Consider the following 21,092-nt stretch of genomic DNA (forward strand, 5'->3'; position numbering starts at 1 on the left):
AAACGACCGATCCGCTACAACGGATGGTCGTTTTTTTTTATTTTACCTGCAGTGAATGCTCATAGGCTGCTTGGAATTTTTGAATGTCCCCCGCACCCATGAATAACACGACACTGTTATCATGGTTTTGCAATATAGATGTTGTGTTCTCCGTAATCAGTTCGGCACCTGGAATCTTATCTTGAAGGTCTTCAATCGATAACTTTCCTTGATGTTCACGAGCAGATCCAAAAATTTCACATAAGTATACTTTGTCGGCCAAATTCAAGCTGTCGGCGAATTCATCCAGGAATGCCTGCGTTCTCGAGAAAGTATGCGGCTGGAATACAGCAACAACTTCACGCTCTGGATATTTCTGACGCGCCGAGTCCACAGTTGCAGAGATCTCGGTCGGATGGTGTGCATAATCATCAATGATGATCTGACTTCCGATTTCCTTTTCGGAGAAGCGGCGTTTAACTCCGCCAAAAGTCCGCAATTGGGCTTTCACAGCTTCCGTATCCAAGTTTTCATATTTACAAAGTGCAATGACACCAAGTGCATTCAACACATTATGCTTTCCAAAAGTAGGAATAGTGAATGTATCATAGTAATTGTTCCTTACATGCACATCAAAAGTCGTGCCATCCGGAGTGACGGAAACATTTTTCGCTTGAAAATCATTTCCTTCTGCAAATCCGTAAAAAATAACCGGTACTTTCGCCTGAATATGTGGTAAATGCTCATCATCCCCGCACGCAATGATGCCTTTGTTGACTTGAAGGGCCATCGTTTGGAAAGCCTCGAACACGTCTTCGACATTAGCGTAATAATCTGGATGATCAAAATCGATATTTGTCATGATTGCATAATCCGGATAATAGGAAAGGAAATGACGGCGATATTCACATGCTTCGAAAACGAAGTAATCAGAATTCACGATTCCTTTACCCGTTCCATCCCCAATCAGGAAGGATGTCGGTTTAGCGCCCCCCATTACATGGGCAAGTAAGCCGGTCGTCGATGTTTTACCATGCGCTCCCGTAACCGCCACGCTGATGAAGTTTTTCATGAAATCACCTAGGAAACGGTGATAACGGATAATCGGCAAATCAAGTTCTTTTGCCTTCAAGATTTCCGGATGACTATCCGGAAACGCATTTCCTGCAATGATGGTCATTCCAGGTTGAATATTTTCCTCGTTGAAAGGAAGGATTTTAATCCCGGCTTTTTCTAATGCCAATTGTGTAAAAAATTCTTTTTCGTAATCGGAACCCTGCACTTCAATATTCATATCATGCAGTATTTGTGCAAGAGCACTCATACCCGACCCTTTAATTCCCACAAAATGGTAAGCAGTCATAAAGCGAACCTCCACCAATCGTCTACCTGTATGACAGTATATGACGTCATCTTTTATTTGTTTTTCCATTACGAGACTTGTTAGTAACGCAATTTCTTCATAGGTTTTCGAACTTTTATTTTCAATCATTCATCAACAAAAAACTATTATATCACTTTTTTATTCATTCATCCATGTCAGGGGGATGCCAATTTATCAAATCATTGGCTTTTCCCTCAATTAAGGTGATAAAAAAGGGTTTTCACCCTTTCACATTATATACAATTTCCTTTTATTAGGTTCTCTTAATTAACATGTAAAAATTCCAGCTCTTCTTGCGTAATCAATACATCCCTGGGCCTTGAGCCCCTGGATTCGGAAACAACCCCCTGTTGCTCCATCATTTCTATTAGACGCGATGCACGGTTATATCCGACACGGAAACGCCGTTGGACGCTCGATGCAGATGCGGCCTGCTGGCTCACGACAAATTCACATGCCTCGAAAAACAGTTCATCCGCTTCTTCCGTGACCTGGGCCCTGTTCAGCAAGTCTTCCTGTTCAAACAGGTATTTCGGCTGCTGCTCCCGTTTAACATGGTTGACCACTTGATCAATCTCTTCATCACTCACGAAAGTCCCTTGCAGGCGCACCGTTTTTGAAGAGCCGTTTTCAGCGAATAACATATCTCCTCTTCCCAAAAGTTTTTCTGCACCGCCGCTATCGATGATTGTACGGGAGTCCACTTGTGAAGAAACCGAAAAAGCAATCCTTGTCGGGATATTTGCCTTGATCAATCCAGTTATGACATCGACTGAAGGTCTTTGAGTGGCTACAATCAAATGGATGCCGCAGGCACGGGCCTTTTGAGCAATCCGGCAAATCGCTTCCTCTACATCAGCCGGGGACATCATCATTAGATCCGCAAGCTCATCGATGATCACCAGGATATACGGCAGCTTGCTTGAATATTGACCGGCTTTTTCCGCTTGTTCATTAAAGCGGGTGATATCACGTACACCGGCATGTACAAACAATTCATAACGCCGTTCCATCTCCTCTACAGCCCATTTCAACGCAGCCGTAGCGGCTTTTACATCGGTTATGACTGGACTGACCAAATGCGGGATCCGGTTATATGGGGCGAGCTCGACCATTTTCGGATCGATCAACAGTAATTTAAGCTCCTGCGGCGTCGCTTTATACAGCAAGCTGACCAGCATGGTGTTGATACAGACACTTTTCCCCGATCCCGTTTGCCCGGCTATCAAACCATGAGGCATCTTTCTCAAATCCGTGATGATCGGCTGACCGGATATATCGAGGCCTAAAGCCACGGCGAGCGGTGATTCATGCTCTTGAAACTCAGTACTTTCCAAAACCTCACGCAAAAATACCGGTTTGCTTTTCCTGTTCGGAATCTCGATGCCGATTGTATGTTTACCCGGAATGGGCGCTTCCATCCTCATATCCTGGGCAGCAAGGCTTAATTTGATGTCATCCATCAGGTTCGTCACTTTATTCACCTTCACTCCCGGCTCCGGATGCACCTCGAAACGAGTGACTGCCGGTCCTTGGGTGACATTGACGACCTTTGCACGGACATTGAAATTTTTCAAGGTCTGATCAAGTAATACAGTCTGTTCCCCGAGCCACTCATCATCATGCACAGCATAAGTGGGAGGTGTCAGCAATTCGATATCCGGAAACACATAGTATGGATTATCATCCGCTTCCACGGAATCAAAAACTTCAAGGGCATTGCCCTGGCCAATTTCCGCTGTCTCTGTTAAAACTGCTTCTTGATACCCATCTCCAGAAATGGGGGATTCCTGTTCCAGAAGCGGCTTAGGGTCGGAACCAATAACGGATTCACCTGTATTTTCAGGCCCGGCGGCGGTTTCGGTGTCCAAAAAGGCAGGTGCAATGTCCGGAGTCTCCTCTTTCGGCATAACTCTGCCTTCCTCCGGTTTCCGTTCGGGAATGGCGGATGGTTCCGCTTGTCCCTCCTCCGATTGAGCAGCATCATCCATTGCTCGTTTATCAGGTGAAACTACTGCCCTTTCCGGATTAAGGCTTTTTTTTTCCGGCATCATTTTATTCATGAAGCCATTTTTTTCCCGATCTTGCTTAAGCATCATCACATTAAATGGAATATGTTTTTTCGGACTTTTAGGCTGCACTTCAGGTATTGCCTCAGATGAGTCATTTTCAGGCATTGTCCCTTGACTTACGGATGGTTGATTGGATTGTACAGCAGCCTCCCCATGAACCGATATCGCTTCAGGCCGTGTGTCGTCCGCCTGTTCCATGATGGATACGGCGACTTCGCGTCCAAAATCGACTTGGTCCTGTTCAATAGCCTCTTTTTCTACCTCAGGCTTAATTATGTTAGGCTCACTTACCGATTCTTCTGGCAATGACTCAGTGGAATTTCTACGAAAGAAAGCGGGTATCTCCGTATCTTCCCTTTTTTTTTCCGCTTGTTCCGGTATAAGAATGGCAGGTTTTGCCGTCATTTCCTCATGTGACGCATCTTTTGAGATTTCAGGGATCGATACCGGAATCTCGATAGCGGGTTCTTCTTTTTTAAAGATGGGCATTTTGCTTTCCAATTCATATTCGACAATTTCTTCAGAAGGGACTATTTTTTTTTCCGGACGACGGAACCCGTAAATGGGTGATGGGATTTCCGTTGGGCGGAATGGAGTATTTGACGGGACTATTTTTGAATTTTCCTCACGGTCAAAGCTTCTCCGTTTTGGTTCAGGATCCCTTACAGGCCTTCTCGTTGTTTCTTTAGTCACATTCTTCCCCTGTTTGGGTTCGTTGTCTTCCCTGTTTCTTTCCCTAGGTTTTCTTTTATTCTGCTCCCGGTCTGGAATGAGCGGAAACTTGAACTGGCCTTTTGGATATTGAAACAGGATTTTCGTATCCGGGTCTGGCGTCTGGGACATTTTTTCCACTTTTTGATTGTAAACCTTTATTTCTTCTTTCTTTGACTTCGTAAGCTGCGAAAAATCCATTTTCCTCAATGTCTCTTCATCAAGCGGTTCATCTATAATAATCTCTTCGATTTCAATAATTTCCTCTGCTTGGAACCATTTTTTCATCTTATTTAGCCATTTCAAAACTATCACTCTTTCTACATCTGTAGTTATGTAACTAATTCTACCAGTTATTTTAAAAATATCGAGAAAATTTAAGCTAAATTGGGATTAGTATCTACTTTTTTATCGCATTCTTGCTACCTTAACGTATTTCGCAGAACTCCTACCCTATTAAACCCCTTCTGCAATGGGTTTAAACCTATCATCACCAAATAACATTAGCCCCTAGTCTACTATTTAAATAAAACACAGCTGTTAAATCGCGTTTACAAAGAGATTAAGTTTTCATGCTGACTTGAAAACAGACTGGCCAATTCATTGCATCATCCTTCATGAAACCTCCGGCAGAATCCTATTGCCTGTCGCAACCCATAAAACACCGTTCGTTAATACCGAACGGTGTTTTGTGGGTTTCTCCGTTTTTTTTGCAAACGAAGACCAAAGGACTAGTTCCATTCATAAAAACGGCAAACAACCTGGGCCACTGATTTGAAGCGATCAAAAGGGCATCTTCATCAATGTCGAATTTAGGATGGTGATTGAAATATGCCTTCTCCACCCCTTTCGGTTTACAGCCCATGTAAAAGAAGCAGCTTCTGCATAATACGAAAAATCTTCTGAACCTGAAAAAACCGGAAATCCGACTACCTTCTTAATTTCTTTGTCATTCATGCTTTCCAGGCTATTTTTCACGAATTCAGTCAGTTCAGGGTCATTGTATAGCGGAGGATAATCGGGCACATATGTAAGTTCGCACTGAACACCGAATGTTTTATCCATATTTTCAAAATATTTCAATTATATTATCACCGATTAAAAAATAAATATCAACTACAAGAGAGTTATAAACTCTATCAAACTTTAAAAGGACCGCTGCCAGATGCTGACACGGTCCTTTTGTGATTCCCTATATTATTGTTCACGCTTTTTGTTTTTACCCATAATGAAGATGGGCTCCAACTCATTTTCTTCGTAAAGGAATGATAGAGCCGTAATCGGAACATGACCGCTGGCAAAGAAGCTCATCGCCATTTGCGCCAGAATATCATAGCCCGTATCATTCTTCACATCGGCAATGATGATGACATCCTGATGGGGAATGGCCACAGCCATGGTTCCCTCGACCTTGTCCTTCATTTCCCGAAGCCATGATTCATTCAGGATCCTGCTGGCATCATATCCATCATTCGTGTTCAAAAAATAAAATGCATTACCTGCAACGATATCCGACTTCATTTCAGTGGAGAGCGAACGGGCATTAAATAGGGCAATTTCACGGATCCTGTCACCCTGCCAGTTTTCCCGTTGAATCATCTTTTCATCTATAAGACGGTAGGTTTTACCTAAATCAAGGGCATAAAAAATCCGGGTTTCAGCTGTATGCTCATCGAATAAAAACGGATTTCCGTCTTCCGATTCCATTGGAAAGGATGTCGAGCGGATGACTGGGAAAATGAATTTCTCCTTGCCTTCCATGCTGTGTTCTCCCCCCATCACATTCAGGGCCTCTTCCACGTAATAAATAATTTCATCGATGGCCTTTTCCTGTACGTTTTCATAGTTAGCAAGTACAGGAGGCAACTCGATGGTGATCCCTTTCCCGGTCTTCACATTTTCCACCCGTAACGTATCTTGCTTGCTATCGAATTTGAATGTCCGACCCTCATCTTTTAAACGTTCCTTCAAAATATTTTTCAGCTTCGTGCTGTCCATTTTCATGACTGACCCTCCTCTTCATTGAAAAATCCCCAGCGAGAAGGGGATTTTGATTATAGTGATTGAATGAATTCCTCAATTTGTTCTTGCGTTTTGCGATCCTTGCTCACGAATCTGCCTAGCTCTTTACCATTATCATAGGCGATGAAACTTGGTATACCGAATACATCATTAGCCGCACACACATCGATGAATTCATCACGGTCCACATAAATGAATGTAAAATCAGGAAATTTCGTTTCTATCTCCGGCATTATCGGTTCGATTACACGGCAATCTCCACACCATGTAGCGGAAAAAAGAAAGATATGTTTGCCTTCATTTTTCAATGCATCATATTGCTCGACGGTTTGTAATTTTTCCATTTGAATATTCCTCCTGCTCTAAATGACACCTTAATTTTTATAATCCCATCATACCAGACTCTCCCCGAATCAACCATTAATACGGATCGGTTGAAAGGCAGGGGTCAGCTTATCTCTGGGGCACGGATGAAACGATTTCCATCATTTGTTTTGCATCGGTTTTTAATTGGTCTTTATCCGTTTCCGTTGTCAGTTTCACCCCGCCGATCCCCACTGCAAGCTCATACTTTTCTTTCGGTATTTCTTTAATTGAAATAAAGCCGAATTTATCATCAGTTTGAAAAGAATGCAGCACTTCAAATTGATCCTCTTGTTCCTTAATCGCCAAATATAACACGGAACTGTCTTCTTTTTCATTTGGATTGACAAATAATATATAAATCTGATCACCTTTTTGTAAAATCAAGTTATTATCATGTTCTTCCACTACTTTAAAATCCTTGGGCAGATGGACCTGAATTAGCCCTGCCTCTTGATTGGGCTGTTTTTCATCGTCACGAAAAGCCACTTCAGCAGCCTTCATTGCCTTTTCGGTTTGTCTCTCGATCCCTGAGCAGCCTACGATCAAACTGCTTATCAACAGGATAACAAGGAAATTCTTATTCGATAAATCCATCGCCATTCCTCCAGCCGTCTCTTTTACTATCTTATGGATAATATTATCCTTATTTATGGAATTCATCCATTTTCTAATAAACATGGTACAATGAAAGCAATTTTAATATCGAGGAGGAAAACAATGAAGTTAACCGTTTATCTTGCTGGGGAAATCCATTCAAATTGGAGAAATGAGTTGAGAGATAAGGCCGCTGCACTGAAGCTTCCATTAGAATTCGTCGGCCCGATGGAAAATCATGAACGCTCCGATAATATCGGTGAAGATGTCCTCGGGGAACAGCCGAATCCTATCCTGAAGGATGCAGCCGCTTCCCAAATCAATAATTTGCGGACAGGTCTTTTGATGAAAAAAGCCGATCTTGTCGTCGCTCTGTTTGGCGAGAAATATAAGCAGTGGAATACTGCCATGGACGCAAGCACTGCCATTTCCCTGGGAAAACCGCTTATTTTGATTCGCCCGGAAACCCATCACCATGCCTTAAAGGAATTATCGGAAAAGGCGAGTGTCACGGTCGAATCCGTGAACCAAGCCATGAAGGTGCTTTCCTATATTTTTGAAGACGGGCTGTAAATCTCCCTGCCCTTAACCAGTACAAAAATGAAGGGCTGATCATTTCATATTTACAAATAAAAAAGCTTGCAGGGGCAAATTAGATGCCTAACCCCCTGCAAGCGAATAAAGAATGATTTTGATGGTTGAATACTATCCCTTTTTAATCGGAATCCAAATTTCGGAGTAATAGTCAGGGTTTGAAGCATCCGCATTGTCGTATACTTCCAATTCAGGAGTTCCGGCATGTTCATGACCGCTCGTAGGGAACCATTCGGAAAAAATCCGCTTCCAAGCTTGTTGCATGCTATCAGGCATAGGTCCGTGAACTTCAAATACAACCCACTTGGAAGCCGGTATCGTAAGGGTCGAAAACTCTTCAGGCACTTTCCCGGCATACTCTGCACCTATCCAATAATCCATCGTTTCACTTTTTTCCACATTACGCTTATCGACACATACACCAAGCAAACCATTTATTTGGCCATTGTTCAACTTCGCTAACCTATCTCCTGTTCCATTCGAATTGACTTTCTCCCACAACTTTGGAATCCCAATCAAATTCTCTTCATTAACCAAGGAAAACTCTTGCTTGATTCCTATCAATTGAAAGGAATCCCTTTCAAGGATATTGTATTTCATCGGTTTTGCCCCTTTCAGAATGACCTGTATCATCAGGCGTTCATAGAATTTCAGCTTCCCCATATACTTTCGCGCTTCGCTTGGAGATACCCCATGCTGCCTTCGAAAAGCTTTTGAGAATGCCTCGGGGGTGTCATAGCCGTACTTGTAGGCTAAATCAATGACCTTGCCATTTGTGGATGATATCTCCTGGGCAGCTAAAGTCAGTCTTCGGCGCCGGATATATTCACCAATGGAAATATCCGTTAAAATGGTGAAGGTCCGTTGAAAATGAAAAGCCGAAGCATTCGCCTGCCTGGAAATGCTCTCGATCGTAAGGTCCTCCAATAAGTGCTCTTCGATATAGTCGATGGCCTTTTGGATTGACTCTACCCACCCCATATTCGCTCACCCCTTGTCACTATAGTACCAAGACCGCTCAATAAAACCCTGTCTTATTCTGCTCAGTTTTGGCAGTGTTCGTTTCCATTCGAAGACGCCTTTCCATGACAGTGATTCATAAATCGTGCTTTCTCATTTTCAGCTTATATTCGTGTTGACCGGCTAGCATCCTCATGATATGAAGGAACATTTCTCCCCTCGTGATTCGCTCATTTGTAAATACGCCGATCGCCCCTTCCTTTTTGCTAATATTCTCTTGCTTTGTGAAGGCGTCCATCACCGGGCCCAACTCTTCACCGTCCAGCACCTTCCCGGCAACGATTTCCGGAACCGGGATTCTCGCTCCGGCAGCTACAAAAACCTCACCGCCCCTCGTGGCCATTGCACCCCAATTACACAGAAACAGGGCTTGTCCCATTTTCACGACACCGCCTTCAAGTCCGATGCCCATATCGGCATCACTGTGAATCAAGCAATTCCGGGCACGTGTCATGGCCCCCTCCATCGTTTCCTCATCTGAAAAAGGCTGTTCCGGAACCCCGCTCTCCACTTGAAGCGAAATGATTTCAGCATCTTCATATACACCAAGCACGGCACTTACTTTCGCCGGATTCTTACTGCCTACTGCTATTTTCAATATAATTACCTTCCTTCTATGTAAAAAAAGCTGATGGAAAAGGATACATGACTGCACCCTTTCCATTTCAGCTTCCTCCATCAACCGTTATTTATCAAAGTCTCAAATGTCGATTTATCGCAGGAACGAACCAATTTCCCAATCAGTTCACGTGCAGCGGCATAATCATCAATATGAATCATGGATGCATGTGTATGAATATAGCGGGAGCAAATACCGATCACCCCGCTTGGAATTCCTTCGTTTGCAATATGGACTTGCCCTGCATCCGTGCCGCCCTGGGAAACGAAATATTGATACGGAATCTCATTCGATTCTGCCGTATCAAGGATGAATTCCCTCATGCCGCGATGCGTAACCATCGAACGATCAAAAATGCGGAGCAGTGCCCCTTTCCCTAGCTGGCCAAATTCACTTTTACTGCCGGACATATCATTCGCCGGACTTGCATCCAAAGCGAAGAAAAGATCCGGTTTGATCATATGAGCTGCAGTCTGCGCACCCCGTAATCCCACTTCCTCCTGCACGGTTGCTCCGGAATATAAGATATTCGGCAGCGTTTCATCTTTTAAATCTTTTAATAATTCGATTGCAAGTCCGCACCCGTAACGATTATCCCACGCTTTTGCAAGGATTTTCTTTTCATTGGCCATCGGCGTGAATGGACAAATCGGTACAATCTGCTGACCGGGCTTAATACCGATTCGCTTCACGTCTTCCTTATCATCCGCCCCGATATCAATCAGCATATTTTTGATATCCATCGGTTTTGAGCGTTGCGAATCATCAAGCAAATGAGGAGGAATCGAACCGATTACACCAATGACCGGGCCGTTATCGGTAATGATTTCGACTCTTTGGGCCAAAAGCACTTGACTCCACCAGCCTCCAAGGGTCTGAAAACGAATCATTCCATTTTCCGTTACGGAAGTGACCATGAAGCCCACCTCATCCATATGCCCGGCAACCAGGACAGTCGGCCCTTCTTCATTCCCTCTTTTTAAGCCAAATATTCCGCCAAGGCGGTCTTGGACGACTTCATCCGAATACTTTTCCAGCTCACTCCTCATGAAACTCCGAACTGCATGTTCATTTCCCGAGGCTCCCGGTAATTCCGTCAATGTTTTAAAAAGCTCCAAAGTCTCATGATTCATTTTTCTACCCCTAACTATGTATTGTTTCTTTCTATTTTACAAAACTTAGCATCATGTTACACTAGAAAGTTCTAATTTATCAGTTTATGGGTAAAATTTCAAATTATTAGTCAAATAAAGCGTTCTTCTGTATACTAGAAGAAGTGATTTTATAAAATGCAATGGAGGAGAAATCAATGAATTGGAAAACGTTTTTACTAGGTACTGCAGCCGGGTTTGCTGCTGGCTATGCAGCAAAACAATTATTGGATCAGTCAAGTAAACCTTCTCCCGATAAAGTCTTGGCCCAAGTGAAGGAAACAGTCAAAAAGGACGGAAATATATATGGCTCATGGATCTTGATGAAGCCGGAGAACTATACAAAAAACGATTTGGACTATGAAGTGTACAAAGGCGGGATCACCAGAAATACAGAAGGTAAACGCGAGCAATTCGAATTTGTTGCAGATGCTTCGACAGGAACGATATTGGAGCTTAATGCTCAAAATGATTGAAACAAAAAAAGGAGGGCCGTCAGATGACGTCCTCCTTGTGCTTTCCTTTTAACGCTTCCGTTTCAATTCGGCTAGTATCTCCTTACCCGTTGCATCCCATTTGATGGCACAGTATTGAGCATCATGGTAGAAGCTATACCAGGACCCATTTTCCAGTCCGGATTTCATCCACTTTTCCTTCGCCTCGATGGAAGTCATGGGATAATCATCATAAGCGAGGACCCAGAGGACATTCGCATGAGCGTGCGTCGGCATGATATCTGCCATGTGGATCAATCTATCCCCGCCATCTTCTATGATGATGATCGCATGTCCATCACTATGCCCCCCGGTATGGATCATTTTAATGCCGGCCGTAATTTCCTGTTCCCCTTCAAAAGGACGTACAAGAGAAGCGACAGCCTCCCAGTTTTCTGACCAATATGTACTTTTTGAACGAATATTCGGGTTTTTCATTTCCGCCCATTCCGTTTTGGTCGTAATGATTTCTGCACGCTCGAAAACAGGCACCCAAGTTTCACCTTCACGTTTCGTCAACCCGCAGGCATGATCGAAATGCAGATGGGTCATTAAAATGTAATCGATATCATTTGGCTGAATCCCAAGTCTGCCAAGATCTTCGACAAGATTGGATTCCTCCGTCACCCCAAAATTCCGTTTCTGCTTGTCATTCATCTTTCCATTGCCAATGCCGGAATCTATAAGCATATTCAATCCATTAGCCTGGACCAAAATCGGATCCGTACGTAACTCGATTTGGTTATTTTCGTTAACGGGATACTTCTTGGACCAAAGCGGCTTCGGTACAACACCGAACATCGCACCGCCATCCAAGTGTGTCACACCGCCATTCAACCATGTTAATTTTATTTCCCCTAATTGCATCGTTTCCATTTTACCCCTCCTCTGCCTTTAGTTTAACACCCGCTTCCATATATTGAAATTGATAACAATCAAGTCATCCCCGTGAATCATAAACAAACAAAAAAACCAGATGCTGTGCACCTGGTTTCAGTTTGTAGACAAAAGGGGTTCGGAATTAAAAAATTCTGCACCCCTTTTGAAATTCCCTTTGAATTTTCGCCTAAAGTTAAGAGGTTGCGGCTCTACGAGCCCACATGTTAGGCCATTTTTGGACCTCGCCATGTCCAATTGGCCATCTTCTTTAAATGAATGGCAGCGAAAGTAAGCATCGCCTGCATTGACAATTTTTTAAGTCCCCTTAAAGTAGTCCAACGCATACCATGCTTTTCTTTTGCATCTGCGAATACACGCTCAATTGTTTCTTTACGTTTTGCATATATAGGTTTTACATCTTGATGATGACGCAGATGATCTGCTTCTTCCACATGTGTTTGCCAGATATGCCGTGTCACCACTTTTTGACAGTCTTTGCTTTCTGTACACCGAGATAAAAATGAGCATGTTGTACAAATTTGTTTTGGCGATTTGTACTCGCGATAGCCCTCTTTATTTGTTGTTGAGTACTTTAAAGTTTCGCCCGCAGGGCAAAGGTAACAATCAAAATGTTCATCGTATACATAGTCCTGTTTGCGGAAAAAACCTTCTTTGGTGCGAGGACGTGTATAAGGTAAAGCCGGTATGACTTCTTTGTTAAATAGGTAGCTTGTAATCGCTGGTGTTTTATAAGCTGCATCTGCGGCAACGGCTTCCGGTTTTCCAACTTTCTCAATCACTTGTTCAACTAGTGGCTCTAAGATCTGACTGTCATGTGTATTTCCAGGTGTTACAATCGTTCCCAATACAAAACCGTTACGGTCTGTGGCCGCGTGGAATGAATAGGCAAACTGTTTTGTTCGTTCATCTTTCACATAGTAGCCACTCTCAGAATCCGTTATACTTTCTTTAATCTCTTTGGTCTCTTCTTTATCAAATTTATCTGGTGGAAAAGGCTTTTTTCCATGGTTTTCACGATCTTGATTGATTTCTTCTTGAAGACGTCCTTGATACGCTCGTGTTTCTTTACGAACGATTTTCTTTTCAAATTTCCGTTTATTCGCACTGGCTTTCACATGTGTGGAATCCACGAAAACGTGTTCAGCACTTATTAACTTTTTATTAGCAGCTGTCATTAAAATGCGATAGAAAATCTGTTCAAACAGGTCTGTATCTTTAAAGCGTCGCTCATAATTCTTCCCGAACGTAGAAAAATGAGGTACTTTATCATGGAAACCATAGCCTAAGAACCAACGGTAAGCCATATTGGTTTCAACTTCTTCAATCGTTTTACGCATGGAACGAATACCGAAGGTATATTGAATGAAAGTCAGTTTAACTAAAATAACTGGATCAATACTTGGGCGTCCAAACTCTGAATACATCTCTTTCACCAAGTCATAAATGAAAGTGAAGTCAATGGCAGCCTCCATTTTACGAACCAAATGGTTCGGTGGCACCAGTTGATCTAACGTAATCATTTCAAGTTGATCTCGCTGAATAGAATCATGTTTAGAAAGCATCCTCATCACCTCAAGTTTTAATACTTCTATTTTAAAACAAAAATGACTCCAGGCAAAAGTGTTCTATCTAAAAGGTAAGACAAAGTTGATTGGAACGGAAGGTACGAGACTCCTGCGGGGAAAGCGCGTCTAGGGGAGACCCCGCAGGCGAAAGCCGAGGAGGCTCCCCGACCGCCCGCGGAAAGCGAGTGCCTGGAGTGGAAATCAACGTCCAAATTGTACAAGCCATAAAAATAGACAAACTCGATTTTCATCGAGTTTGTCTACAGTCTGAAACCAGATGCTGTGCACCTGGTTTCTGATCGTTGATTATTGGAACATTGCTTCCAATCGGTAAATCCGATTGCCTTTACTCGAGAACTTTTCTTCATATTCAGTCATGATGTTGCCTTCAAAACTGCTGTTATGCAAATCAAGGCTTACAAATTTCAAGAGCATGCCGTATTCGGAAATACTTTTCAAAGAAGATTCGAACAACCCTTGATTATCCGTCTTGAAGTGAATCTCGCCTTTGTCTGGCAGGATGCCTTCATATACTTCGAGGAAGGTCTTATATGTTAACCGGCGTTTTGCATGACGTGATTTCGGCCATGGATCAGAGAAATTCAAGTAGACGCGATCCACGTCACCTTTTGCAAAATAGTCCCCTAAGTTCGCTGCGTCAACATTCAACAGCTTTAAATTTGGAACATCCGCTTCAATCAGCAAGTCCAATGCAGCGACAATGACGCTTCCATATACTTCAATTCCAATGAAATTCACATCAGGATGGGCCTTTGCCATTTCTGTGATGAAACGGCCTTTTCCCGTACCCACTTCAATATATAACGGATTATCGTTTCCGAAAACTTCATGCCATTTACCTTTATGGCTCACTGGCTGCTGAATTACATATTGTGGAAAATCATTCAAACGGTCTTCAGCCCAAGGTTTATTTCTTAAACGCATGATGACACCCCTATTTATAATATAATCGTTCAAACCATAACACGAGTGTATGGATTCCTGCAAGTTGATTTTTTCAGGAAACACCCACTGGTCAAATAAAAAAACTGCCGGCCATCCAGGCGACAGTCACTGTAGTTTTCATGTATAAAACTTTCAGCAAAACACACCATAAATAAGTGAAGGGCAGGCGGGCACCACCTGGGAATCCCTTGAATCCATGTTTAAGAAAGGAGAGGCATTATATGCCGCTTTCCCATGAACACCAAATGTCACTATTGAAAGATATATTGACCAACCATCAAACAGACTGCTGCGGATCCGTTTCTGAATGTGAACAGGTTGAAAGGCTCGTCAAATCCTTAATGATCAATATGGATATTGACAGCAATGTAAAAACGATACTGACGGAGATTTACGAATACAGTCAGACGGGCATCGGTACAGCCGATTTAGATGCACATATTTCAACCCACCAGAACGACCTGTCCCAGTGGGTGGATGATATAGATCAATTCTGATCAGCTGACCATCAATAAAGCTTCCAGTTTTTGCAGTAATTCATTTCTTTCCTCGTACCGCTTCCTGCGATGATGCCATTGGATGGAAAGCACAAGTTGTGAAACCGTGTGCCATTTCATCCTCATCTCCAGGCCTGCGTCAAGCTTCTTGCCGTAACGGGCAAGCCATTGATTCCATTCTTCCCTCGGGACATATGAATAAAGGAGTATGCCGAGGTCAATGGCCGGATCGCCTATGACCGCTCCGTCCCAATCAATCAGGAATAATCCGTCCGTTTCTGTCATGAGCCAATTATTGTGGTTCACATCACAATGACAGACGACTTTTTCGTCGCATTCAATCAACAGGAGATTGTTCTGTAAAAAATGGATGGCCTGTTTGATAATCGGAATGTCCGTAACATCCGAAGATAACCCGGTTTCTATGTCTGTAAGTATACTTTCAGGTCGTAAAGGGGATTTCCCAAGCCTTTTGAGCATGCTTAACAAAGGATCGGATTGATGAATTTTTTGAAGCAGCTTTGCGACTCTTATATTGTTCATTTCCTGCTGAGATAGCTCCCTGCCTTCCATCCAATGCTGGGCCGTAATTACATCCCCATTTTCCAGGCGTTTTGTCCACATTAACTTTGGAACAATGCCCTCAGCTGAAAGAACAGCTAAAAATGGCGATGAATTTCGTTTAAGGAAGAGCTTCTGCCCCTCTTTCTCGGCAATAAAGGCTTCTCCCGTAGCTCCTCCAGCAGGGGATATATCCCACTCCTGACCTAATAAATGTTCCAACTGGTTCACCTTCGATTTCCTCGCTTAATCATACAAATGTGGGTACGTTCACCTAGTGTATGTATTACCACTACTTTGAGTCCATGTTTTATAAAAAATCCGCCTGCTGGCGAAGCTGCATATATACTTGCATCGGGATGATACCCGCAATTAAAAACATCCTCATATTAGAGAAATAAAAAAATAGCTATTGAGCAATTAAACAATAGCCATAAATTAAATTTTAGTTGAAAAACGGTTTCTTCGTCAAGTACTATAAAACGATTATACGCATAAAACAAAAACAAATAAATCATTTCATATTTTTGTATCGGTTATCAGCCTGTAACATGACGCGCAATTTCTCTTTCAGAACCACTGCAGCTACTTCGTTCCTACCAACAATTTCCCCATCAGACTGGATTTTCACTGACCCTTCATTCTTCATTTTTATCTTTTTACCGGAAAAAGAATCAACATTTTTAATGTTCAGGTGACCGCCCCATAAAACGGTGATGAAGACGGTCAATAATTTCAACAAAGGAATATCATGGACCGCAATCACGTTCAAACTGCCATCATCCACCTTCGACCTCGGTGAAATTTTCATCCCGCCGCCAAAATAGGACTGGTTCGCAATAACGATGAACCAAACCTTTTTCAAAAAATGCCGGTCACCATCAATGATCAATTCCATGCAGCCGGGCTTGTAAGTCACTATCTTTTTTATAAAAATGAACAGATAAATTAATTTACCCGCTCTGATAAAATTAAACCATTTTTTCAGAGGGGAACGGTCCGCTTCATCGGAAATTTCAGCATCAATGCCCATTCCCAGGCTGTTCACGAAATACCCCATCTTGCCATTCGTCTCGAACTGTCCAATATCAATGGCACTAAAGGCATTCTCCTGAAATAAAGAAAGTGCTTCTTCCACACTCTCGGTTTTTTGAATGCCCCTTACATAATCATTGCCGGATCCAGCCGCAAGGGAGCCGATGATAGCGTGAGGGAAACCAATGGCGCCATTTATCATTTCATTGATCGTGCCATCACCCCCGACAGCGATCATCCGGGTATCCTGCTTCGTCCCTGATAGGATCTCCTTCGTCATTCTTAGCGCATGCCCTTTTTCCCGTGTAAAAAACACCTCATGGGGAACAGCTTTTGATTGCAGTATTTTCTCGGCTTTTTTCCAAACCTTCAAACTCTCTCCATTTCCTGCCATTGGATTGACAATGAAATACACCGTTTCTTTAAGGTGCGGCATGCTGATTTCCATCCGTTTGGTTATACTCCGCTTCCCATTCAGGTCGCAGGCTGGATGTAGTTTGGCAATGTTCAAGCAAAGCCTGTGCCCCTTTTAACTGCTGTGCCTTGAGCGGAGACGATATGGCCCGCATCCTTTCGAACCATTCCGGGAAGGTCCGTTTATCCAATATCGTAATATCATAAGGGGCTTCGGGATAATCGACATATCCGCTCCGGGATAAAATCACCTTTTTAATCGGCATGTTCACTCCATATAGCTCAAATAACTGGGAGACGATGTTCGTCATCCGATTTGCACCAAGCAAAGGATGGAGCACCTTTTTATCAGGATGCTTATGATGCCTGCGGACCCAGAATCGTTCACTTGATCCGATGAAAGCAGCGTCTTCTTCCGCTTCCAGAAACGTGATGCACCAAGCATCAACTGGGGTCAATAAAATGACTTCGACCTCAACAGGCGCATTTTTCAAAAGAAAGATAGGTTTATATAATACGAGAAACGTATCCGGAAAACGCTGCAGAAAAAAGCGGAGCCTCTCATCCAAAAAGAATGATTGGTCCACAAATGACTTTTCACGAAGCGTCGAACTCCCCCATTTCATTTGAAAACGAAGCAATTGATTTAAAAAATTTTGCTTTAATTCATCGAGACTGGCCGGCCGGAACGGAAACCTTAATGAAAAAACATTAGGATCTTCAATCCGGTTCGGCATCGGCAGTTCTTCCGCCCCTGACTCCTGTTTACCTGTCCGGAGGAATATGCCTTTCACCTTTTTAAACAGGCGCTTCGAATCTTTCTGAGGAGGATCAAATTTGACCTGTGTTTCACTTTCAGTATGTTCACTATACAACCGATCTAGCTCGCCCGCATTATAAGCAGCCTTCAATTTATCCCATTGCTGTTTTTTCAACCGCGCAAATTGTGTAGGATAACGATAAATATCCTGCTCATACTGGGAAATATAATCTTGCATCTTTATGAGCTGTGCCATGCGACCACCACCCATCTCTCTATTTTTGGAGGTTTATCGTAAAAATCTTCTCGTATGAAGGGGAAGCTCCAAGATGTGTTTGATATAACGCAACCTGGTCTGCTTCAAAATGCTTATCCTGCACATTCGCCATCTGGCGAACGCCCTCCAGCGAAAAGGGATTATCCCCCTCGAATTTTCTTGCCAGTGTAATATGAGGCTTAAACGGCTTTTTATCAAGTTCAAAACCCGCCTCGATACAGGAATTATAGACTTTCCTTTGAATGGCAAAAAGCCTTTCTTGCTGCTTGACGCCTGCCCATAGAATCCTTGGACTATCACTCTTGCCGAAACCGCCGATATCGCCCAGTTCCAAGCCGAATGAGGCCTCATTGGCAAGCTCGCTTCCCACACGCCCCAAAGCATCTTCTTTCAATGTATCGGGAGCATTGCCCAAAAATGCCATCGTAATATGATAATCGGCTGGATGCAGCCATTTCTTAAATGGAAAGTCTGGCTTTAGTTGTTCCGTAACAGCATTTAAATAGGCCTTAATATCATCAGGCAGTACTAAAGCAAAGAAAAAATGAGTATTCATGTTCATTTCCATTCCTTCCTGTTTTCCCTTTAATTTTACCATAATTCCCATTGCCTATACCTTTTCCTGGGCTTCCTAATACATACTCCCTCCACAGGAATATCCCTAATCCACCATCCTATGAACAAAGCCCCTGGCGGATCATACGCAGGTCCGGAATGTATTTTTCAGGCTGGGTAGATTAACGAAAAAAACAGCAAAAAAGGACCAAAAATCGGTCCTTCCCTGCCATTCCCATATTAGCTGAACAGTGTTTCGTAAAGCAGGAACAAGTTCAGGCCAATGATAAGTACAGCTATAAGCCAAGCGATGCTCGAGGTGATTTTATGGTTGACCAGGCTGCCCATGATTTTTTTATTGCTAGTAAACATGATCAATGGCACTAAGGCAAACGCGATGCCAAACGAGAGGACAACTTGGCTCATCACAAGCGCTTTGGATGGATTCACTCCCCATAATATTATGAGCAGTGGCGGGACGGTAGTAATGACCCTTCTTAAATAAATCGGAATATGTCTTTTAATGAACCCTTGCATGACAACATCACCTGTCATTACACCAACGGATGAGCTCGATAAACCGGCAAATAATAATCCTATTCCGAAGAACATCGCGACTGATGGTCCAAGCATGGCCCCGAATTGTTGATAGGCAACATCCAAGTCCTCCACTAGTGCTCCATTCTTATGAAATAGGGCAGCTGAAACGATGACCATGGCGGCATTGATCGCACCTGCAATCAACATGGCGATGACAATGTCAATTAGCTCAAAACGATAAATCCTTTTTCTTTCCATATCGTTCACTCCGACTATCCTTCTTTGAGTCAAAGAGGAATGAAGGTATATCGCATGTGGCATAACGGTGGCTCCAAGCATACCGGCCGATAGTAAAATGCTGTCCACTCCCTCGAATTTTGGAGTGAATAGTCCTAAAACAACGGCCGAAGTGTCAGGTTTTGCATAAAAAACTTGAGCGCCAAAAGCTATCACAACGACAAATATCATGACCGTGATCAGGGCTTCGAATGTTCGATAACCCCTGCGCTGGATTTCCAGAATGGCAAAGGAACCAATCGCTGCAATGATTGCCGATGTAATTAACGGTAAGTCAAATAGTAAATAAATCCCTAGTGCGGCTCCTATGAATTCAGCCAGGTCGGTGGCCATTATAACGGCTTCAGCCTGAATCCATAATAAGAAAGATGTTTTTTTCGAAAATTTTTCCCTGCATAGCTCCGGAAGGTTCTTTCCAGTGGCTATCCCCAATTTAGCTGATAGAGATTGGATTAGCACAGCCATTAAATTGGAGGCGAAGATAACCCATAATAACGTATAGCCATATTTAGATCCGGCTGTAATATTGGTTGCATAATTCCCCGGATCAATATAGGCAACAGCTGCTATGAAGGCAGGCCCTAGATAGGGAAGCAGTTTTTTTATTCCTCTCGAAGAAGATTGATGCAACACATCGGACATATCTATGTCAACTCCTTTTTATACGCAACTTAAATTGTTGCGACAGGTAAACTTTTTAGGTTATTAGCAAGTATATTCCTGGTTCTTGAAAATGTCAAAAAGGGAGGATTGCATATCGATGTAATTAACGTGATCGGGGATTCGGGGAAGGCCATCTCGCTTCCGGTTAACAGATAAAAAACCCCCTTGCCATTAGTGGCAAAGGGGCCTTACTCTATTTAATGGAACCGCATTGCTTCTCGATTTCCTCGGAAAACAGTTTCTGCAGTCTTTGAGTTATCGGACCGGGTTCCCCGGCTGCAATCGATTGGCCATCGATATTTATAATTGGTGTCACTTCGACGCTAGTGCTTGTATAAAGAACTTCATCGGCTGCCATCATGTCCTCGACCGTAAAGGCTTCTTCGACATAGGGAATCCCATGATCAGCGCAAAGCTTCAGCATCACCTGACGGGTAATTCCATTCAGGATCAAGTTTGTGGCCGGATGCGTTTTAAGTTGCCCATCCACCACGATTGATACATTTGACGAACTACCCTCCGTCACCGTACCATCACGATGCTGGATCGCTTCACCACAGCCGGCTTCCACCGCTTGCTGTTTAGCCATTATATTTCCCAGTAGATTTAAACTCTTGATATTACAGCGCAGCCAGCGTATATCTTCGGTGGTAACAGCATTGACCCCTGGCTTCATTTTGCCTGTATAAGGCATTTCCTTTGTATAGGCGACAAAGACCGGTTCCACCTCTGCAGTTGGAAAAGAGTGTGTACGCGCAGATACTCCCCTTGTCAGCTGCATATAGACGATACCGTCCTTCAGTTGATTTTCAGCGATCAGCTCTTTCATGCGGGTTTTGATTTCCGCTATGGCAAAGGGAACTTTCATCTGAATCAACTTCGCACTGTCCATCAGCCGGTTCAGATGCATATCCTCCGTAAATAATTCGCCATTATAAACCCGGATGACTTCATAGACACCATCACCGAATTGATATCCCCTGTCTTCTATATCTACCTTTACTTCGGACCTGCTTTTAAGGTCGCCGTTAAAAATGATTTTTCCCATGTCTTTCT

Annotated in this window: 21 protein-coding genes; 3 read left to right on the top strand and 18 right to left on the bottom strand. The window is 43.2% G+C overall.

Annotated features, from left to right (window positions below):
• Positions 1 to 37 precede the first annotated feature (37 nt).
• From murC to AC0VX1_RS19435, 6 genes are all read right to left on the bottom strand, one after another.
• Complete coding sequence (gene murC / locus AC0VX1_RS19410; RefSeq protein ID WP_034309255.1) at positions 38 to 1,342, bottom strand: UDP-N-acetylmuramate--L-alanine ligase; 1,305 nt, start codon at positions 1,340 to 1,342, stop codon at positions 38 to 40.
• A gap of 284 nt (positions 1,343 to 1,626) precedes the next feature.
• Positions 1,627 to 4,452 (bottom strand): DNA translocase FtsK, encoded by a 2,826-nt coding sequence (locus AC0VX1_RS19415; RefSeq protein WP_475468428.1) that lies wholly within the window; start codon positions 4,450 to 4,452, stop codon positions 1,627 to 1,629.
• A 477-nt stretch (positions 4,453 to 4,929) separates the two neighbouring features.
• Positions 4,930 to 5,229 (bottom strand): M20/M25/M40 family metallo-hydrolase, encoded by a 300-nt coding sequence (locus AC0VX1_RS19420; protein WP_475468429.1) that lies wholly within the window; start codon positions 5,227 to 5,229, stop codon positions 4,930 to 4,932.
• Between the two features lie 114 nt (positions 5,230 to 5,343).
• A complete protein-coding gene (locus AC0VX1_RS19425) occupies positions 5,344 to 6,150 on the bottom strand; it encodes a DUF1444 domain-containing protein (RefSeq protein ID WP_057276737.1) in 807 nt (268 codons plus the stop codon).
• A 50-nt stretch (positions 6,151 to 6,200) separates the two neighbouring features.
• Positions 6,201 to 6,512: a thioredoxin family protein gene (locus tag AC0VX1_RS19430; RefSeq protein WP_034309264.1), complete on the bottom strand. Its 312-nt coding sequence runs from the start codon at positions 6,510 to 6,512 to the stop codon at positions 6,201 to 6,203.
• A gap of 109 nt (positions 6,513 to 6,621) precedes the next feature.
• Positions 6,622 to 7,128: a hypothetical protein gene (locus AC0VX1_RS19435; RefSeq protein ID WP_475468432.1), complete on the bottom strand. Its 507-nt coding sequence runs from the start codon at positions 7,126 to 7,128 to the stop codon at positions 6,622 to 6,624.
• Positions 7,129 to 7,251: 123 nt separating this feature from the next.
• Between AC0VX1_RS19435 and AC0VX1_RS19440 the strand changes: the two genes are divergently transcribed.
• A complete protein-coding gene (locus AC0VX1_RS19440) occupies positions 7,252 to 7,701 on the top strand; it encodes a YtoQ family protein (RefSeq protein ID WP_057276739.1) in 450 nt (149 codons plus the stop codon).
• A 132-nt stretch (positions 7,702 to 7,833) separates the two neighbouring features.
• On the opposite strand, the gene AC0VX1_RS19445 is transcribed toward AC0VX1_RS19440, so the two are convergent.
• From AC0VX1_RS19445 to AC0VX1_RS19455, 3 genes are all read right to left on the bottom strand, one after another.
• Entirely contained in the window at positions 7,834 to 8,703 is an 870-nt protein-coding gene (locus tag AC0VX1_RS19445; protein ID WP_057276740.1) for an AraC family transcriptional regulator, read from the bottom strand.
• A 115-nt stretch (positions 8,704 to 8,818) separates the two neighbouring features.
• The gene (locus AC0VX1_RS19450; protein ID WP_413021359.1) at positions 8,819 to 9,340 is read right to left on the bottom strand and encodes a DUF84 family protein; all 522 of its coding nucleotides are present in this window, start codon (positions 9,338 to 9,340) and stop codon (positions 8,819 to 8,821) included.
• An 80-nt stretch (positions 9,341 to 9,420) separates the two neighbouring features.
• Positions 9,421 to 10,494: a M42 family metallopeptidase gene (locus AC0VX1_RS19455; RefSeq protein ID WP_475468434.1), complete on the bottom strand. Its 1,074-nt coding sequence runs from the start codon at positions 10,492 to 10,494 to the stop codon at positions 9,421 to 9,423.
• A gap of 176 nt (positions 10,495 to 10,670) precedes the next feature.
• Between AC0VX1_RS19455 and AC0VX1_RS19460 the strand changes: the two genes are divergently transcribed.
• Positions 10,671 to 10,988 (top strand): PepSY domain-containing protein, encoded by a 318-nt coding sequence (locus AC0VX1_RS19460; RefSeq protein WP_034309283.1) that lies wholly within the window; start codon positions 10,671 to 10,673, stop codon positions 10,986 to 10,988.
• A 48-nt stretch (positions 10,989 to 11,036) separates the two neighbouring features.
• On the opposite strand, the gene AC0VX1_RS19465 is transcribed toward AC0VX1_RS19460, so the two are convergent.
• From AC0VX1_RS19465 to trmB, 3 genes are all read right to left on the bottom strand, one after another.
• Positions 11,037 to 11,882: a YtnP family quorum-quenching lactonase gene (locus AC0VX1_RS19465; RefSeq protein ID WP_475468437.1), complete on the bottom strand. Its 846-nt coding sequence runs from the start codon at positions 11,880 to 11,882 to the stop codon at positions 11,037 to 11,039.
• 227 nt (positions 11,883 to 12,109) lie between these two features.
• Positions 12,110 to 13,468 carry an IS1182 family transposase gene (locus AC0VX1_RS19470; RefSeq protein ID WP_475468438.1) on the bottom strand — a complete coding sequence of 453 codons (1,359 nt, stop codon included), beginning with the start codon at positions 13,466 to 13,468 and terminating at the stop codon, positions 12,110 to 12,112.
• Between the two features lie 309 nt (positions 13,469 to 13,777).
• Positions 13,778 to 14,416: a tRNA (guanosine(46)-N7)-methyltransferase TrmB gene (gene trmB, locus AC0VX1_RS19475; RefSeq protein ID WP_034309290.1), complete on the bottom strand. Its 639-nt coding sequence runs from the start codon at positions 14,414 to 14,416 to the stop codon at positions 13,778 to 13,780.
• Positions 14,417 to 14,658: 242 nt separating this feature from the next.
• Here trmB and AC0VX1_RS19480 point away from each other — a divergent pair, with 242 nt between their 5' ends.
• Positions 14,659 to 14,934, top strand: a complete 276-nt coding sequence (locus tag AC0VX1_RS19480; protein ID WP_475468440.1) for a YtzH-like family protein — start codon at positions 14,659 to 14,661, stop codon at positions 14,932 to 14,934.
• Here AC0VX1_RS19480 and AC0VX1_RS19485 read toward each other — a convergent pair whose 3' ends face one another.
• From AC0VX1_RS19485 to dat, 6 genes are all read right to left on the bottom strand, one after another.
• Positions 14,935 to 15,717 (bottom strand): phosphotransferase family protein, encoded by a 783-nt coding sequence (locus AC0VX1_RS19485; RefSeq protein WP_034311469.1) that lies wholly within the window; start codon positions 15,715 to 15,717, stop codon positions 14,935 to 14,937.
• Positions 15,718 to 16,009: 292 nt separating this feature from the next.
• Positions 16,010 to 17,041, bottom strand: coding sequence for a diacylglycerol/lipid kinase family protein (locus AC0VX1_RS19490; protein ID WP_475468442.1), 1,032 nt, complete (start codon positions 17,039 to 17,041; stop codon positions 16,010 to 16,012).
• On the bottom strand, positions 16,953 to 17,960 hold the full coding sequence (locus AC0VX1_RS19495; RefSeq protein WP_475468444.1) for an NERD domain-containing protein: 1,008 nt from the start codon (positions 17,958 to 17,960) through the stop codon (positions 16,953 to 16,955). The genes AC0VX1_RS19490 and AC0VX1_RS19495 overlap by 89 nt, the downstream gene beginning before the upstream one ends.
• 19 nt (positions 17,961 to 17,979) lie before the next feature.
• Positions 17,980 to 18,543: an RNA 2',3'-cyclic phosphodiesterase gene (gene thpR, locus AC0VX1_RS19500; RefSeq protein ID WP_095679590.1), complete on the bottom strand. Its 564-nt coding sequence runs from the start codon at positions 18,541 to 18,543 to the stop codon at positions 17,980 to 17,982.
• 233 nt (positions 18,544 to 18,776) lie between these two features.
• Positions 18,777 to 20,015: an Nramp family divalent metal transporter gene (locus AC0VX1_RS19505; RefSeq protein ID WP_413010392.1), complete on the bottom strand. Its 1,239-nt coding sequence runs from the start codon at positions 20,013 to 20,015 to the stop codon at positions 18,777 to 18,779.
• Between the two features lie 214 nt (positions 20,016 to 20,229).
• Complete coding sequence (dat, locus tag AC0VX1_RS19510; RefSeq protein WP_098185867.1) at positions 20,230 to 21,084, bottom strand: D-amino-acid transaminase; 855 nt, start codon at positions 21,082 to 21,084, stop codon at positions 20,230 to 20,232.
• Positions 21,085 to 21,092 lie beyond the last annotated feature (8 nt).

This window comes from Peribacillus sp. QJM3NY_7, assembly GCF_056173225.1.